Below are 15,147 nucleotides of genomic sequence, written 5' to 3' on the forward strand. Positions count from 1 at the left end.
CGACAAACGCGGAACGCGTTTGCGCGGAGATCATGCTCAAACAAAGAGCCTAGCGGAGGCGCATCATGGCGAATGACAGCAGCGACTTCGCCCGTTCGATGGCGATTGCGACCTCCGGCCTGCGCGCACAGGCCGGACGCATGCGGGTGATCTCGGAGAACATCGCCAACGCGGACTCCACCGCCCAGAGCGCCGGTGGCGATCCCTACCGGCGCAAGGTGCCGACCTTCTCCTCCGCGCTCGACCGCTCGCTGGACGCGCAGGTCGTCACCCTCGGCAAGATCAAGCCCGACCAGTCCAACTTCCGCGTCAAATACGAGCCGAACAATCCGGCCGCCGACGCGAGCGGCAACGTCAAATATCCGAACGTGAACTCGGTGGTCGAAATGACCGACATGCGCGACGCGCAGCGGTCCTACGAGGCCAATCTCAACATCATCAGTGCAACGCGCCGAATGATCCAGCGCACGCTCGACATCCTCAAGGCCTGAACAGGAGGCTCACCGCCATGGCTTCACCGACGATTGCCGCCAATGCCTATGCTAATCTCGCGCGCGTGCTCGAAAACAGCGCCGCCGGCAAGGGATCGGAGGCGAGCGGCCCGTCCTTCGCCGCGCTGCTCAAGGACTCCATCGGCAGCGTCATGGAATCCGGCCGCAAATCCGATGCGCAGACGGTGGCCATGGCGAGCGGCAAGGCCAACGTGATGGACGTGGTGACCGCGGTCGCCGAAACCGACGTCGCCGTATCGACGCTGGTATCGGTGCGCGACCGGGTGATCCAGTCCTACGAAGACATCATGAAGATGGCGATCTGATTGCTCGCAATGACGGGGACAGGACGCCACTTTCCTCGCGATAGCGGCGGGGATGCGGCTTTGAATAGAGGGCGTGTGCAATGACCGGACCTGAAACGCTCGACGTGGCGCGGGATGCGATCTGGACGATCGTGATCGTGTCGTCGCCGCTGATGGTGGTGGGGCTCGTGGTTGGCGTGGTGGTGTCGCTGTTCCAGGCGCTGACGCAGATTCAGGAGCAGACTCTGATCTACGTGCCGAAAATCCTCGCGATCTTCGCGACCATGCTGCTGGCATTACCCTTCATGGCCGACGCGCTCCATTCCCACATGCTGCGGATCTCGTCGCGAATCATCGGCGGCTGAGGCAGTATGCGTGAACCATGCGCATCGACGTCTCGCTGCTGCCGGCGCTTGCCGCGGCCTTCATGCTCGCCTTCGCCCGGGTCGGTGCGATGGTGATGCTGCTGCCGGGGCTGGGCGAGACCAACATTCCGACGCGTATCAAACTGTCGATCGCGCTGCTGCTCACGCTGATCATCCTGCCGCTGCACCGCAACGCCTACCATGTCGACATGGGCTCGATCGCCTCGCTCCTGGTGCTGATGCTGCATGAGATCGCGATCGGCATCGTGCTGGGGGCGACCGCGCGCGTGACGCTCGCCGCCCTCCAGGTCGCCGGCGCCGTGATCGCGCAGCAGATGGGGCTCGGTTTCGTTACCTCGGTCGATCCGACACAGGGCCAGCAGGGCGTGCTGGTCGGCAATTTCCTGACCATGCTGGGCGTGACGCTGCTGTTCGCGACAGACAGCCATCACCTCGTCATCGCCGCGCTCAACGACAGCTATGCGATCTTCGCGCCGGGCGAGACGATGGCGAGCGGCGACGTTGCCTCGCTCGCGACGCGCGCTTTCGCCGCCGCCTTCCGCCTGGGCTTGCAGCTTTCCGGGCCGTTCCTGGTGTTCGGCCTCGTCTTCAATATCGGGCTTGGCGTGCTGGCGCGGCTGATGCCGCAGATGCAGGTCTATTTCGTCGGCGTGCCGCTCTCGATCTTCGCCGGGTTCCTCGTGCTCGCCGTGGTGCTCACGGCGCTGATGGGGACCTTCCTCGACTATTTCATCGGTGTCATGCACCAGATGATGCCGCTCAAGTAAGAGGGATCAATGGCGGACGACAACGATCCCGAGAGTCAAACAGAAGACCCGACGCAAAAGCGCCTCGAGGAGGCGCTCGAACGCGGCGACGTCGCCAAGAGCCAGGAGATCAACACCTGGTTCATGATCGCGGGCGGCACGCTCGTGGTCTCGACCTTCTCGGGCTCGGTCGGCAGCGGGCTGGTGACGCCGATGCGCAACCTGCTGGCCAATTCCTGGATGATCAAAACCGACGGCGGGAACCTGCTCGCGCTGATGCAGCAGATCGAAGTCGCGGTGGTCGCCGCGATCGGCGTGCCATTGCTGATGCTGGTGCTGGCGGCGATCGCCGGCAACATGCTCCAGCACCGCCTGGTGTGGTCGGCCGAATCCCTGAAACCCAAATTCAGCAAGCTTTCGCCAGCAGCCGGCCTCAAGCGCATTTTCGGCAAGCAGGCGGCGGCGAACTTCCTCAAAGGCATCGGCAAGCTGGTCGCGCTGGGCGCGGTCATGACCATGGTCCTGTGGCCGGAGCGGCATCGGGTGGAATCGATGGTCAAGCTCGACCCGTCCGCCATGCTGGGCGCCACCACCAGCATGACCATCCATCTGCTCGGCGCAGTGGTCGCGGCGCTCGCGATCATCGCCATCGCCGACTATTTCTTCCAATATCGCAGCTGGTTCCAGCGCCAGAAGATGTCGCTCCAGGAGATCAAGGAGGAGTTCAAGCAGTCCGAAGGCGACCCGCACGTCAAGGGCAAGATCAGGCAGCTCCGGCAGCAGCGCGCCAAGAAGCGCATGATGGCGGCGGTTCCAAAGGCCTCCGTGATCATCACCAACCCGACCCACTATTCGGTGGCGCTATCCTACGAGCGCGGCATGCAGGCGCCGATCGTCGTCGCCAAGGGCGTCGATAATCTCGCCTTCAAGATCAGGGAGGTCGCCCGCCAGCACGACATTCCGATCGTCGAGAACGTGCCGCTGGCGCGCGCGCTCTATGCCACCGTTGAGATCGACCAGGAAATCCCGGTCGAGCACTACCATGCTGTTGCCGAGGTCATCGGCTACGTCATGCGGCTGAAGCGCGGATTCGGCGCCGGACGGAAATAGAGCACCCGAAAAGTACCGGAAATGGCTGTAAACTGGGAATCAGCGTACGTTTCGCCCCTGCCGCCCTTGCGCCTGCGGGTCCGATTCAGGCAGGGAGGGTCCGTTGCGCGCGGTTCGCGCGTTCTTTTCCTGTCGACAGGCTGCGATGACCTGGGATGACCGCTGAGACCGACCACAACCTGCCACGCGAGTCTGTTGCGGTGCATGAGCCGCCGCAACGCTCGGGCAGCATCGCGCTGGTGTTCCTCGTAGCGGCGACGCTCGTGGCGGTCGCCGTCGGGCTCATGACACTCGGCCGGACGCAGGCGCAGCCCTATATCCTCGGTATCCTCGCCGTGCTGGCGATGGTCGGTCTGTTCAACCTGTTCGCCTTTGCCGCCGGCATCGTTCGTTTCGCCGACCGCAATCTCGACGATCCCATCATTGCCCGCATCTCCGATCATGCCTTTGACGGGCTCGCGGTGACCGATCCGCGCGGCCATGTCGTCTATTCCAATGCGGCCTACCTGACCATGACCGGCGCCTCCGGCCCGCAGGACGTGCGGCCCGTCGAGCGCGTATTCATCGGCAATCCAGATGTGTCGGAGGCCGTGTTTCGCCTGCTGAAGGCCGCGCGCGAAGGCAAGCGGCAGCAGGAGGAGGTGCGCATCTCCGGCCATGACGGCAGCCAGGGGCGCTGGCTGCGGATGCGGGTGCGCCCGCTCGGCACGGGCAAGCGCGAGGCCAGATATGCGGTGTGGTCGATCGCCGACATCACCCGCGACCGCGAGCGCCAGGAGGACGTGTTCCAGGAGCTCCAGCACGCGATCGAATATCTCGATCATGCGCCGTGCGGCTTCTTCTCGGTCAATCCGGCCGGTGAGCTCGCTTACGTCAACGCGACGCTCGCCAACTGGCTCGACTATGATCTCGCCGAGATCGGCTCGGGCGGCCTCAAACTCACCGACATCGTCTCCGGCGATGGCGCCTCACTGCTGACCTCCATCGTGGCGGTGCCGGGCGAAGTGAAGACGGAAGTCTTCGACATCGACCTGCGCATGCGCACCGGCAGGACCATGCCGGTGCGGCTCTATCACAAGCTGGCCTTCGGAGCCGACGGCACGCCGGGCCCGTCGCGCACCCTCGTGATCAGCCGTGCCCGCGACGAGCGCAGCGATCCCGACCGCGCCGCCGAGGTGCGCTTCATGCGCTTCTTCGACCACACGCCGATGGCGATCGCCACCGTTGATCGCGGCGGCAATGTGGTGCGGGCGAATGCGCGTTACGCCAAGCTGGCGCAGGGCCTCGGCCTCGACAGCGCCAGCAGATCGATCTTCCGCGCGATCAATTCGCGCGACCGGAACCTGCTGATCGCGGCAATCAACCAAGCCGCCGAAGGGAAGGGCGACATCGCGCCGGTCGAGGTGGCGCTGGAGGGAACGAAGGAGCGCTGGGGGCAGTTCTTCGTTACTCCGGTCGACGAGGGCGAGAACGACGCCGAGGCCGCGATCGTGCACATGCTCGAGACCACCGAGCGGCGTGCGCTGGAGAACCAGATCAACCAGTCGCAGAAGATGGAGACGGTCGGCCAGCTCGCCGGCGGCATCGCCCACGACTTCAACAACGTGCTGTCCGCCATCATGATGGCGAACGACTTCCTGTTGAACGCGCACAAGCCGACCGATCCGTCGTTCCAGGACATCATGCAGATCAAGCAGAACGCCACGCGGGCTGCGACCCTGGTGCGGCAGCTGCTCGCGTTCTCCCGCCGGCAGACGCTGCGGCCGCAGGTGCTCGATCTCGGCGATGCGCTCTCCGATCTCACCATGCTGCTCCGCAGATTGATCGGCGAGAAGGTGAAGCTCGATCTCGTCCACGGCCGCGACCTCTGGCCGGTCAAGGTCGACGTCTCCCAATTCGAACAGGTCATCGTCAATCTCGCCGTGAACGCGCGCGATGCGATGCCCGACGGCGGCAAGCTGATCATCCGCACTGCCAACGTCGCCACGGACGAAGCGGGCAAGCTCGCCTATAAGGGCATGCCGGCGGCGGACTATGTGCGGATTGAGGTCGCCGACACCGGCACCGGCATCCCCGCCGACATCCGTGACAAGATCTTTGAGCCGTTCTTCTCGACCAAGGAAGTCGGCAAGGGCACTGGCCTCGGGCTGTCCACGGTCTACGGCATCGTCAAGCAGACCGGCGGCTTCATCTACGTGGATTCCGAGCCGGGCAAGGGCACTTCGTTCCACATTTTCCTGCCGCGGCATCATGTCGAACCCGAAGTGCAGGTCGAGACGCCGGTGACCGGAACGGCCGCCGTCGCCCAGACGAACGGCGCGGCCAAGGAAGCGCCCGCGGCCGAAGCAAAGCCGCGCACCGATCTCACGGGGCAGGGCACCATCCTGCTCGTCGAGGACGAGGAGGGCCTGCGCGCACTCAACGCGCGCGGCCTGCGCTCGCGCGGCTACACGGTGGTCGAGGCCGAGAACGGCGTCGAGGCCATGGAGGTGCTGGACGAGCAGAGCGGCGCGATCGATCTCGTCGTCTCCGACGTCGTGATGCCGGAGATGGATGGTCCGACGCTGCTGAAGGCGATGCGGGAGAAGAACCCCGACATCAAGTTCATCTTCGTCTCCGGCTATGCCGAGGATGCCTTCGAGAAGAGCCTGCCCGAAGGCCAGCAGTTCGACTTCCTGCCAAAACCGTTCACGCTGAGCCAGCTCGTCGCCGCCGTGAAGGAGACGATGAAGGCTGTGTGAGGGCGTCCCGTCAGGTTGGGACAGACGGACCGCAATCCCCCCCGTCGTCCTGGCGAACGCCAGGACCCATACCGCGTGATCTATCGATAGAACTCCGGGGCGAGTACCGTCCGCCTGACCAAACCCTGGGGTAATGGGTCCTGGCTTTCGCCAGGACGACCTCAGGGAGGCGAGGTGCTTCCAAAAGCCGTCATTTGCGAAATTAGGATTGGCATCGGTGCCTGCTCGCAAATGATAGGTAATTCCGCACCGGCCCGCGACTGAGGGCCGCAGCCGAAGGTTTCGAAACCGGCTTCACTTTTCGGTTCCACTGACCATCTTAATGGCACTTCCCCATGCCGGGGATTTGGGAAACGCACATGAATTTCTCGTTACGTAGCCGGCGTCTCGTGAAGACGATGGCCGTCGTGCTGGCGCTGGCGCTGCCGACCGCGCTCGCGATCACCTCCGCCGATGCCCGCGTCGGTGGCGGCTTCTCGTCGGGCTCGCGCGGTTCGCGGACCTTCTCCGCGCCGCCGTCGACCTCGACCGCCCCGGGCACGGCCACACCCTTCAACCGCACCTATAGTCAGCCGGGCGCGAACTCGACCGCGCCGATGGGCGGCGGCATGTTCAACCGCCCGGGCGGCAGCATGCTGCGCGGGCTCGCCGCCGGCTTCATCGGCGCCGGCCTGTTCGGCCTGTTGTTCGGCGGCGGCCTGTTCGGTGGGCTGGGCGGCCTGTCGTCGATCCTCGGCCTGATCATCCAGATCGTGCTGGTGGTGTTCCTGGTGCGGATGGCGATGTCCTGGTGGCAGCGTCGTCACGCGTCGCAGGCGGCCTATGCCGGCGCCGGCGCGGGCAGCGGACCGCAGCCGAGCTATCGCAGTGGACTTGGTTTCGGGCTCGGCGCCAATAACGCGCCGCTCGAGATCCAGCCGGCCGACTATGAGGCCTTCGAGCGCCTGCTCGGGGATATCCAGACCGCATGGTCGAACGAGGATGTCGCCAAACTGCATACGCTCGCGACGCCGGAGATGGTCGCCTATTTCGAGAAGGATCTGGCTGAGAACCGCGCCCGCAACGTCGTCAACAAGGTCTCCAACGTGAGACTGCTGCAGGGCGACCTGTCGGAAGCATGGCGCGAGGACGTGACCGACTATGCCACCGTCGCAATGCGCTTCGCGCTGACTGACAAGACGGTCGATCGCAACACCGGCGCGATCGTCGCCGGCAGCGAGCAGCCGAGCGAAGTCACTGAGGTCTGGACCTTCGCGCGCCGGCCCGGCAGCAACTGGGAACTGTCGGCAATCCAGCAGACCAACTGATCGCCAGCCAATGAGGAACAAGGGCGTCGTGCCGCGGCACGGCGCCTTTTTTGTTTGGGTGCTTCACGTCGGGGCGGCGGAATAATGCGGCACGCCTCGGGTTCAAGTCAGGCGGCGGCCAAAATACAATCATAACTGGAGGAAGCGATGACCCGTTTCGTGAGACCGACGACATTCCCCAGCCTCGCGTTTGCCGTGGCTGCGGCAACCTTGCTTGCGGCGCCGTCTGCGCTGGCGCAATCGGCCGACATAACCTTCTTCGTCACCTCCAGCGGTCCCGGCAAGGGCGCTGATCTCGGCGGCCTCGATGGCGCCGACGCGCAATGCCAGAAGCTCGCGCAGGCCGCCGGCGCCAGCACCAAGACCTGGCACGCGTATCTCTCGACACAGGCTGCCGACGGCAAGCCGGCGGTCAACGCGCGTGACCGCATCGGCAAGGGGCCGTGGCAGAATGCGAAGGGCGTCGTGATCGCCAAGGACGTTGCTGATCTGCACAGCCCCGCCAATAATCTCACCAAGCAGACCGCGCTGAGCGAGAAAGGCGAGGGGATCAATGGTGTTGGTGACCAGCCGAACCGGCATGATGTCCTCACGGGATCGCAACCCGACGGCACCGCGTTCGCCGGTGCAGACGATCGCACCTGCAAGAACTGGACGTCGAGCACGCAAGGTGCCGCGATGGTTGGCCATCTCGACCGCCGTGGCCTGCGCGACGACGAGCCCTCGAAATCCTGGAACAGCTCGCATCCCTCGCGAGGACCGGAAGGCGGCTGTTCGCAGGCCGACCTGAAGAGCACCGGCGGCGACGGGCTGCTCTACTGCTTCGCGGTGAACTGACCGAAGGTCATTCCGGAGCGATGCGAAGCATCGAACCCGAATGCGCAATTGCGCATTGTGGGATCTCGAGATTCCGGGTTCGGTCCTTTCGAACCGACCCGGAATGACGGAGTTTGGGTCGCGTGCTACGTTCGCATCGGAATTGTCACGGGACCTCCTCATGAAATACGAGCTCTATTACTGGCCCGAGATCCAGGGCCGCGGCGAATATGTGCGGCTGGCGCTGGAGGAGGCGAAAGCGGCCTATGTCGACGTCGCGCGGGGCCCTCGCGGCACTGCTGCGATGATGAAGATGATGAAGGCGCATAGCGGCATGCCGCCCTTTGCGCCGCCGTTCCTCAAAGCCGGCAAGCTCGTCATCGGCCAGACCGCCAACATCCTGCTTTATTTGGGCGGCCGCCATGGCCTCGCGCCAAAGACCGAGGCCGGCAAATTGTGGGTTCATCAGCTCCAGCTCACGATCGCCGACTTCGTGCTGGAGATTCACGACACCCATCATCCGCTCGGGCCGTCGCTCTACTACGAGGACGCGCGGCCGGCTGCGAAGAAGCGTACGGCCGGGTTCTGGAAGGAGCGCGTGCCGAAATATCTCGGCTATTTCGAGGAGCTGCTCGATGCCAATGGCGGCGTCTACGTCACCGGCCGCAGACTGACCTATGTCGATCTCTCGCTGTTCCAGATCGTCGACGGCCTGCGCTACGCGTTTCCAAAGCGCATGCGCGCCTTCGAGGAGGAGATCCCCGGCCTCGTCGCTCTGCGCGAGCGCGTCGCGGTGCGGCCGAACATCAAGGCCTATCTCGCCAGCGAGCGCCGGATAGCCTTCAACGAGCAGGGCATCTTCCGCCGCTACAGGGAGCTCGACGCGTAAGCTACCAGACGCCCGGCAGCAGCCGAGGGCGCACGCGCAGCGCATAGTCGGCATAGCCCGGCAGGCCCTCGGTCAAGGTGCGCTCCTCGATGCGGATGCGGATCGCAAACAAGACGAGGAACAGCGGCGCCATCGCGACGCCCCACCATGAGCCGACCAGCAGCGGCACGCCAAGGAAGAACAGCACCATGCCGCTGTACATGGGATGTCGCACATAGGCGTAGGGTCCGGTCGAAACCACGTGCTGCGCGCGCTTCGTTTGCAGCTTCACCACGGGTGCGGCGAACGAGTTCTCGCGAAACACCCATAGCGTGAAGGCGGTTGAGGCGAGGTACAGCGCGAAGCCGAGCACCTGCAAGGCAAGCGGCATTTCGGAGACGCGATAGCGCCGTTCCAGCCCCATCGCGACCAGCCAGATCAACATGACCACGATGAATACGGCCATGAAGGCCTTGTCGGCGGCCGGCTGATCCTTCTGGATGACGGGTCCAAGACGTTCGGCGAGCAGCGCCGGGTCGAGCCGGTATAGCCACCAGCCGCAGAGCGGGCCGAGCAGGGCGGAGGTGATCAGCATCACCCATGCACCCGGCCAATCGAGCGTGCCGGCGCCGGCAAACAGCAGCGCGCCCATCGCGATGACGACGATCGAGTTCTGCAAGAGCAGTCTTGCGATCATGCGCGTTTCCCTGCAATTCGCACATGATGCTATCGCCGCTATCTGGCAAAGATGCGGCCTGAAGGGATCGAGAGCCGGGGTCAGGCGTACTGATCGATCCGCGTGCCCTGGCCCGGCGGCAGCGGCGGAGCCGGCGGCGGCTGATAACTGGAATCGGAATCGTTGGTCTTGGTCTGGTCGTCCTGTTGCTTGGTCGTGTCGTAGTTCGGCACCACGATCGCGATCGACGGCGGCGCAACGCTGGAAACACTCATCACGCAAATCCTCACAGATTGAAACACGCGAACATGACCCGCGGGAGCCGAAGCTTCCGTGAAGCAGATCGTTAAAATGCGAGGGATTTTTGGGAGCGGAAGGCTGAGGACGGTGGCTTTTGTCACCGCAATTGAGAGTGCCTCAGCAAGAGCACCGCTCTCTCCACGTCATTGCGAGCCGACGTTCGCGCGTAGCGCGGCGCGATGACAGGAAGCAATCCAGATCTTTCCGCCGGAGATAGTCTGGATTGATTCGCTGCGCTCGGCAATGGCGGAGTATGTGACAGGCGGCTTCGCGACAGGTATTCATCGCGCCCGCGGTCACCAGCGCGAAGCGCCCCGTCTATTCGTCCTTCGGCCGCGTGATCGCGATCGCGGCTTCGCTTTTGGTGCGCGTGCACTCCATGTTCAGCCGCTTGTAGCGCATCGATACCTTGTCGCCGCGCAAGATGCCCATGCGCTTCAGGCAGCGCGACGCACCGGTCGCGGTGTCGTCCTTCGGCAGCGTGAAGATGATCGCCGCCGCCGAGGCGATCAGATCATAGAACTGCGGCGTCGGCCGACGATCGCCCTTGGCATAGAGCTCGTTGGAATAGGTCTGCCCCTGCGCGCGACAGCCGAGCGACAATTCCTTCGCCGCCGGGTGGGTGAGATAGATGATGTTGGCCGCCTTGAAGTTGACCTTCAGCCCGTCAATGCCACTGCCGAGCTGTTTCGCAATATCGTCGCACTGGTCCGCACGCGCAGGCGAGGCGAGAGCGACAAGGCCGGTGATTGCGGCGGCGGCCAGAATCGCGCCGCGAACGTCGAATTTGAAAATCATGATGAAAAGCCCCTTCGGCGCTATAAAAGCGTCGCAGCGCGCGAAGCGCAAGGGTCGCGTTGGCGGTTGTGCGGGCCCAAGGCTCCGGTTCTTCAGAACCCGTAGATCGCCACGCCCACCGCAAAGGCAACCAACATCAACATGTTGAACAGCGTCGGTGCGCTGACGAGCAGCGTGGCGAGAGCAAGGCGCTGATTGCGGAGCGCGCAGGCGATGGCGCAGGCGGCCATCAGCGGGAAGGCGATGAACTGGGCCGGGGTCTGGAAGGCGCTGATGCCGGCGAAATCGAAGCCGTGCAGCACCACCGAAGGCATGTCGTGCAGCCAGGTCGTCACGATGATGGCGGCAAGCGCGAGAATTGCGCCACGCAGCCGTCCCATGGCCGCGCAGGCGAGCGCCATTAGCGCCAGCACGGGATGCGTGGCGATGTGCGCCTTGATCAGGAAACCGCCGAGACCCGGGCCCGGGATCTCCGACATGTCGCCAAACAGCGTCGAGACGTTGGATAGCCCGTCAAAAGCCTCCAGCACCGCGACGGCGAGAAGGACCAGCAAAAGACCGAACGGGCGGCGTGTCGGCAGGGTCGGGACCGGCACGGTGTCAGGTGTGATCGCAGGGGCAGGCATTCGTCATTTCGATTGCTGGAGGGCGTCCGAGAACCTTCCCTTTGTAGGAAAAGGGCTTAGAAGGGTTCAAACCTTGGCGCCTTCGTCGTGCCCAGCCGATCTAACCCGAGACCAGACCATGAACGCTCCCACTGCCTTTCCCGACCAGTCCCAGCCCGTTCCGCCCTACAAGCACACCCCGCTGTTTCCGCTGGGCAAGGACGAGACGCCCTACAAGAAGGTTTCGAGTGAAGGCGTGCGGGTCGAGAAGGTCCTGGGCAAGGACATGCTGGTGGTGTCGCGCGAGGCGCTGCGGGCTCTGTCGGAGGCGGCTTTCGGCGAGATCAACCACTATCTGCGGCCGGGGCATTTGAAGCAGCTCCGCGCGATCCTGGAAGACGGCGAGGCCAGCCCGAACGATAAGTTCGTCGCGCTCGACTTCCTGAAGAACGCAAATATCGCGGCCGGCGGCGTGCTGCCGATGTGCCAGGACACCGGCACCGCGATCATCATGGGCAAGAAGGGCTGCAACGTCATCACCGACGGCGAGGACGAGGCGGCGCTGTCGGAAGGCGCGCGCGACGCGTACCTCCGCCGCAACCTTCGCTACTCGCAGGTCGCGCCGCTGTCGATGTACGAGGAGAAGAACACCGCCAACAACATGCCGGCGCAGTGCGAGATCTACGCCGAGGGCGACGACGCCTACAAATTCATGTTCATGGCGAAGGGCGGCGGCAGCGCCAACAAGAGTTTCCTGTTCCAGGCAACGCCCTCGGTCCTCACCAAGGACCGGCTGCTCGCCTTCCTCAAGGAGAAGGTGCTGACGCTGGGCACGGCCGCGTGCCCGCCCTACCACCTCGCGATCGTGATCGGCGGCACCTCCGCCGAGCTCTGCATGAAGACGGTGAAGCTCGCCTCCGCGCGCTATCTCGATGCGCTGCCGACCCACGGCTCGCCTGATGGCAACGCCTTCCGCGACGTCGAGATGGAGCAGGAAATCCACAAGATGACGCAGTCGCTCGGCGTCGGCGCGCAGTTCGGCGGCAAGTATTTCTGTCACGACGTGCGCGTGATCCGCATGCCGCGCCACGGCGCCTCGCTCCCGATCGGGCTTGGCGTGTCGTGCTCGGCCGACCGCCAGGTGCTAGGCAAGATCACCAAGGACGGCGTCTATCTCGAGGAGCTCGAGCACAATCCCGCGCAGTATCTGCCGCAGGTCGAACAGACGCTCGGCGGCGAGGTCGTGAAGATCGACCTCAACCAGCCCATGAAGGATATCCTGGCGACGTTCGCGAAATATCCGATCAAGACGCGGGTCTCGATGACCGGCACCATGATCGTCGCGCGCGACTCCGCGCACGCCAAGTTGCGCGAGCGGCTGGAAAAGGGCGAGCCGTTGCCGGATTACTTCAAGAACCATCCGGTCTATTACGCCGGCCCCGCGAAAACGCCCGAGGGCTACGCCTCTGGCGCGTTCGGTCCGACCACGGCGGGCCGGATGGATTCCTTCGTCGACCAGTTCCAGGCTGCCGGTGGCTCGATGGTGATGGTCGCCAAAGGCAACCGCGCGCCGGCCGTGCGCGAGGCCTGCAAGAAGTATGGCGGCTTCTATCTCGGCTCGATCGGCGGTGCGGCGGCGAACCTTGCCGAGCACTGCATCAAGAAGGTCGAGGTGCTCGAATATCCCGAACTCGGCATGGAGGCGATCTGGCGCATCGAAGTGGTCGATTTCCCGGCGTTCATCATCATCGACGACAAGGGCAACGACTTCTTCAAGGAGTTGAACCTCGGCTAGTGCGCATCCGCGTAAGAGTTCACAAGGAATCCTGATCAAGTCGCCACGCGTGCGGCCGCGCCGTCGGCCGGACGCGCGGCTTCGATTCGTTCGGCCAGACCATTTCTGCCCGAACCAACCAAGGCTATTCATCTCGTGTCATTCCCGACCACAAGTCCGCCGCTCGCTCGCGCTCTCGCCGAGCGCAACTACGACCGGCCGACCCCTGTTCAGATCGCCGTGCTTGCGGACGAAGCTGTTGACCGCGACCTGCTCGTTTCGGCGCAGACCGGCTCGGGCAAGACCATCGCTTACGGGCTCGCCATCGCAAGCAATCTGCTCGGCAGCCTGGAGCGCTTCGAGCGGGCTGCCGCACCGCTTGCCTTGATCGTCGCGCCTACGCGTGAGCTCGCCTTGCAGGTTCAGCGTGAGCTCGCATGGCTCTATGAACATGCGGATGGGCGCGTCGTCTCCTGCGTTGGCGGTATGGATCCGCGCCGCGAACAGCGCGAGCTTGCCGCCGGCGCTCACATAGTGGTCGGGACGCCCGGCCGATTGAGTGATCATTTGCGGCGCGGCCATCTCGACATCTCGGAATTGAAGACCGTCGTTCTCGACGAGGCCGACGAGATGCTCAATCTCGGTTTTCGCGAGGATATGGAATTCATCCTGGAGACGACGCCGGATACGCGCCGCACGTTGTTGTTCTCGGCGACCTTTCCACGCGGCATCGTTGCGCTGGCAAAGCAGTATCAGCAACGGGCGTTTCGGATCGAGGTCGCCGGCGACCAAGGCGGTCACGCCGATATCGAGTACCGCGCCATCCGCATCGCTCCTGGTGATGTCGAGCACGCGGTCGTCAACGTCTTGCGTTTCTGGGAGTCGCCGAGCGCACTTGTGTTTTGCAACACCAGAGACGCCGTCAGGCATTTGCAGGCGGCGCTGCTCGAGCGCGGTTTTTCCGTGGTCGCGCTCTCCGGCGAGTTGACGCAGAACGAGCGAACCCAGGCTCTGCAGGCGTTGCGGGATGGACGTTCCCGCGTCTGCGTGGCGACCGACGTGGCGGCGCGCGGCATCGACCTGCCGAGCCTCGACCTCGTCATTCACGCGGATCTGCCGAACGATGCGGAGGTCCTGCAGCATCGCTCGGGCCGCACCGGCCGTGCGGGCCGGAAGGGTGTCAGCGTCCTGCTGGTGCCGCCCGCACGAAGACGGCGTGCGGAACTGCTGCTGAATCTGTCGGGCACGGACGCCGTCTGGGGCACGGCGCCGCAGGCGGATGATATCCGCAAGCTTGATCACGAACGCATGCTGAAGGATGCCGTGTTCACCGAGGAGGCGACTTCCGACGACCTGATGCTGGCGCGGGTCTTGCTTGCCGAGCGGTCGCCTGAGGATATCGCTGCGGCGCTTGCGCGTCTTTACCGCGCGCGGCTTCCTGCGCCCGAAGACATTCTCGATCCCGGTGAGGCTAGCGGCCGGCCGCGCGACGGGCGCGGTCGAGAAAACGCGAGAATCTCGCGCGGCGATGACCGTCCTGCCGCGTCCCGGTCGAAGACGGGAAAATCATCGTCGCGGCACGGCATGGCGGAGGCCAGCGTATGGTTTCGCGCCGCCATCGGACGAAGAAAGAATGCGGAGGCGCGCTGGCTCTTGCCGATGATCTGCCGTCGCGGCGGCATCGACAAGCGCGACATCGGCGCCATCCGGATCATGGACACTACCACCGAGTTCGAGATTTCCCAGCGGGTCGCGGAATCCTTCGCCGTCAAGATCCGGCGTCCCGACAAGGAAGACAGCATACGCATCGAGCCGATGGCAGATGCTCCTCAAGGCCAGGTGTCCTCGGACAAGCGCACGCACGCGCCCCGGCGCGAGACCGACGACATCGAACACAGCGCTCGTCGCCGCGACGATTCCCGTGACCCGGCAACGCGCAAGCCACGCGCCGAGGGCGGATCGAAATTCGGCAGCGAGGCTGAATTCGGCAAGAAGAAACGCCGGAGCAAGCCCGGCCACGCCGGCCAACCGCACCAGGCAAGTGCATGGCCTGCGAAGGGTGCTCGTGGAAAGAAGACAAGGAAGGACCGTCGCGGCTGAGGCGTTGCCGAACAGAGGGCGAGCGCGCTTGCGCGCTACGCCGGTTGTTTGTCATCTGCACTGCTCCCCGTTGCTGTTGTTGCGACGGACAGAGCCGTCGCAACAAAGAGGCCGGAGAGCACGC

General features: G+C 64.5%; 15 protein-coding genes. 11 read left to right on the plus strand and 4 right to left on the minus strand.

Features of this window, described 5'->3' with window-relative positions; genetic code table 11:
• The first annotated feature begins 65 nt into the window (after positions 1 to 65).
• The 9 genes from flgC (at position 66) to SO180_RS01620 (ending at position 8,791) form a co-directional block, all read left to right on the plus strand.
• Positions 66 to 491: a flagellar basal body rod protein FlgC gene (flgC, locus tag SO180_RS01580; RefSeq protein ID WP_449377090.1), complete on the plus strand. Its 426-nt coding sequence runs from the start codon at positions 66 to 68 to the stop codon at positions 489 to 491.
• Between the two features lie 17 nt (positions 492 to 508).
• The gene (gene fliE / locus SO180_RS01585) at positions 509 to 817 is read left to right on the plus strand and encodes a flagellar hook-basal body complex protein FliE (RefSeq protein WP_449377091.1); all 309 of its coding nucleotides are present in this window, start codon (positions 509 to 511) and stop codon (positions 815 to 817) included.
• An 80-nt stretch (positions 818 to 897) separates the two neighbouring features.
• Positions 898 to 1,161, plus strand: a complete 264-nt coding sequence (gene fliQ, locus SO180_RS01590) for a flagellar biosynthesis protein FliQ (RefSeq protein ID WP_007612284.1) — start codon at positions 898 to 900, stop codon at positions 1,159 to 1,161.
• 17 nt (positions 1,162 to 1,178) lie between these two features.
• Positions 1,179 to 1,949 (plus strand): flagellar biosynthetic protein FliR, encoded by a 771-nt coding sequence (gene fliR / locus SO180_RS01595; RefSeq protein ID WP_449377092.1) that lies wholly within the window; start codon positions 1,179 to 1,181, stop codon positions 1,947 to 1,949.
• 9 nt (positions 1,950 to 1,958) lie between these two features.
• Positions 1,959 to 3,038: a flagellar biosynthesis protein FlhB gene (flhB, locus tag SO180_RS01600; protein WP_449377093.1), complete on the plus strand. Its 1,080-nt coding sequence runs from the start codon at positions 1,959 to 1,961 to the stop codon at positions 3,036 to 3,038.
• 155 nt (positions 3,039 to 3,193) lie between these two features.
• The gene (gene cckA, locus SO180_RS01605; RefSeq protein ID WP_449377094.1) at positions 3,194 to 5,779 is read left to right on the plus strand and encodes a cell cycle histidine kinase CckA; all 2,586 of its coding nucleotides are present in this window, start codon (positions 3,194 to 3,196) and stop codon (positions 5,777 to 5,779) included.
• Between the two features lie 335 nt (positions 5,780 to 6,114).
• The gene (locus SO180_RS01610; protein ID WP_449377095.1) at positions 6,115 to 7,086 is read left to right on the plus strand and encodes a Tim44 domain-containing protein; all 972 of its coding nucleotides are present in this window, start codon (positions 6,115 to 6,117) and stop codon (positions 7,084 to 7,086) included.
• 147 nt (positions 7,087 to 7,233) lie between these two features.
• Complete coding sequence (locus tag SO180_RS01615) at positions 7,234 to 7,923, plus strand: lectin (protein WP_449377096.1); 690 nt, start codon at positions 7,234 to 7,236, stop codon at positions 7,921 to 7,923.
• Between the two features lie 160 nt (positions 7,924 to 8,083).
• Positions 8,084 to 8,791 carry a glutathione S-transferase gene (locus tag SO180_RS01620; protein ID WP_449377097.1) on the plus strand — a complete coding sequence of 236 codons (708 nt, stop codon included), beginning with the start codon at positions 8,084 to 8,086 and terminating at the stop codon, positions 8,789 to 8,791.
• 1 nt (position 8,792) lies between these two features.
• On the opposite strand, the gene SO180_RS01625 is transcribed toward SO180_RS01620, so the two are convergent.
• The 4 genes from SO180_RS01625 to SO180_RS01640 form a co-directional block, all read right to left on the minus strand.
• The gene (locus tag SO180_RS01625; RefSeq protein ID WP_449377098.1) at positions 8,793 to 9,467 is read right to left on the minus strand and encodes a methyltransferase family protein; all 675 of its coding nucleotides are present in this window, start codon (positions 9,465 to 9,467) and stop codon (positions 8,793 to 8,795) included.
• 80 nt (positions 9,468 to 9,547) lie between these two features.
• Positions 9,548 to 9,721 carry a hypothetical protein gene (locus tag SO180_RS01630; protein ID WP_449377099.1) on the minus strand — a complete coding sequence of 58 codons (174 nt, stop codon included), beginning with the start codon at positions 9,719 to 9,721 and terminating at the stop codon, positions 9,548 to 9,550.
• Between the two features lie 343 nt (positions 9,722 to 10,064).
• Positions 10,065 to 10,544 carry a hypothetical protein gene (locus SO180_RS01635; protein WP_449377100.1) on the minus strand — a complete coding sequence of 160 codons (480 nt, stop codon included), beginning with the start codon at positions 10,542 to 10,544 and terminating at the stop codon, positions 10,065 to 10,067.
• 92 nt (positions 10,545 to 10,636) lie between these two features.
• Entirely contained in the window at positions 10,637 to 11,170 is a 534-nt protein-coding gene (locus tag SO180_RS01640) for a hypothetical protein (RefSeq protein WP_449377101.1), read from the minus strand.
• Positions 11,171 to 11,288: 118 nt separating this feature from the next.
• Here SO180_RS01640 and SO180_RS01645 point away from each other — a divergent pair, with 118 nt between their 5' ends.
• Complete coding sequence (locus SO180_RS01645; RefSeq protein WP_449377102.1) at positions 11,289 to 12,944, plus strand: fumarate hydratase; 1,656 nt, start codon at positions 11,289 to 11,291, stop codon at positions 12,942 to 12,944.
• Positions 12,945 to 13,079: 135 nt separating this feature from the next.
• Positions 13,080 to 15,023 (plus strand): DEAD/DEAH box helicase, encoded by a 1,944-nt coding sequence (locus tag SO180_RS01650; protein WP_449377103.1) that lies wholly within the window; start codon positions 13,080 to 13,082, stop codon positions 15,021 to 15,023.
• Positions 15,024 to 15,147 lie beyond the last annotated feature (124 nt).

This window comes from Bradyrhizobium sp. UFLA05-112 (genome assembly GCF_053572325.1).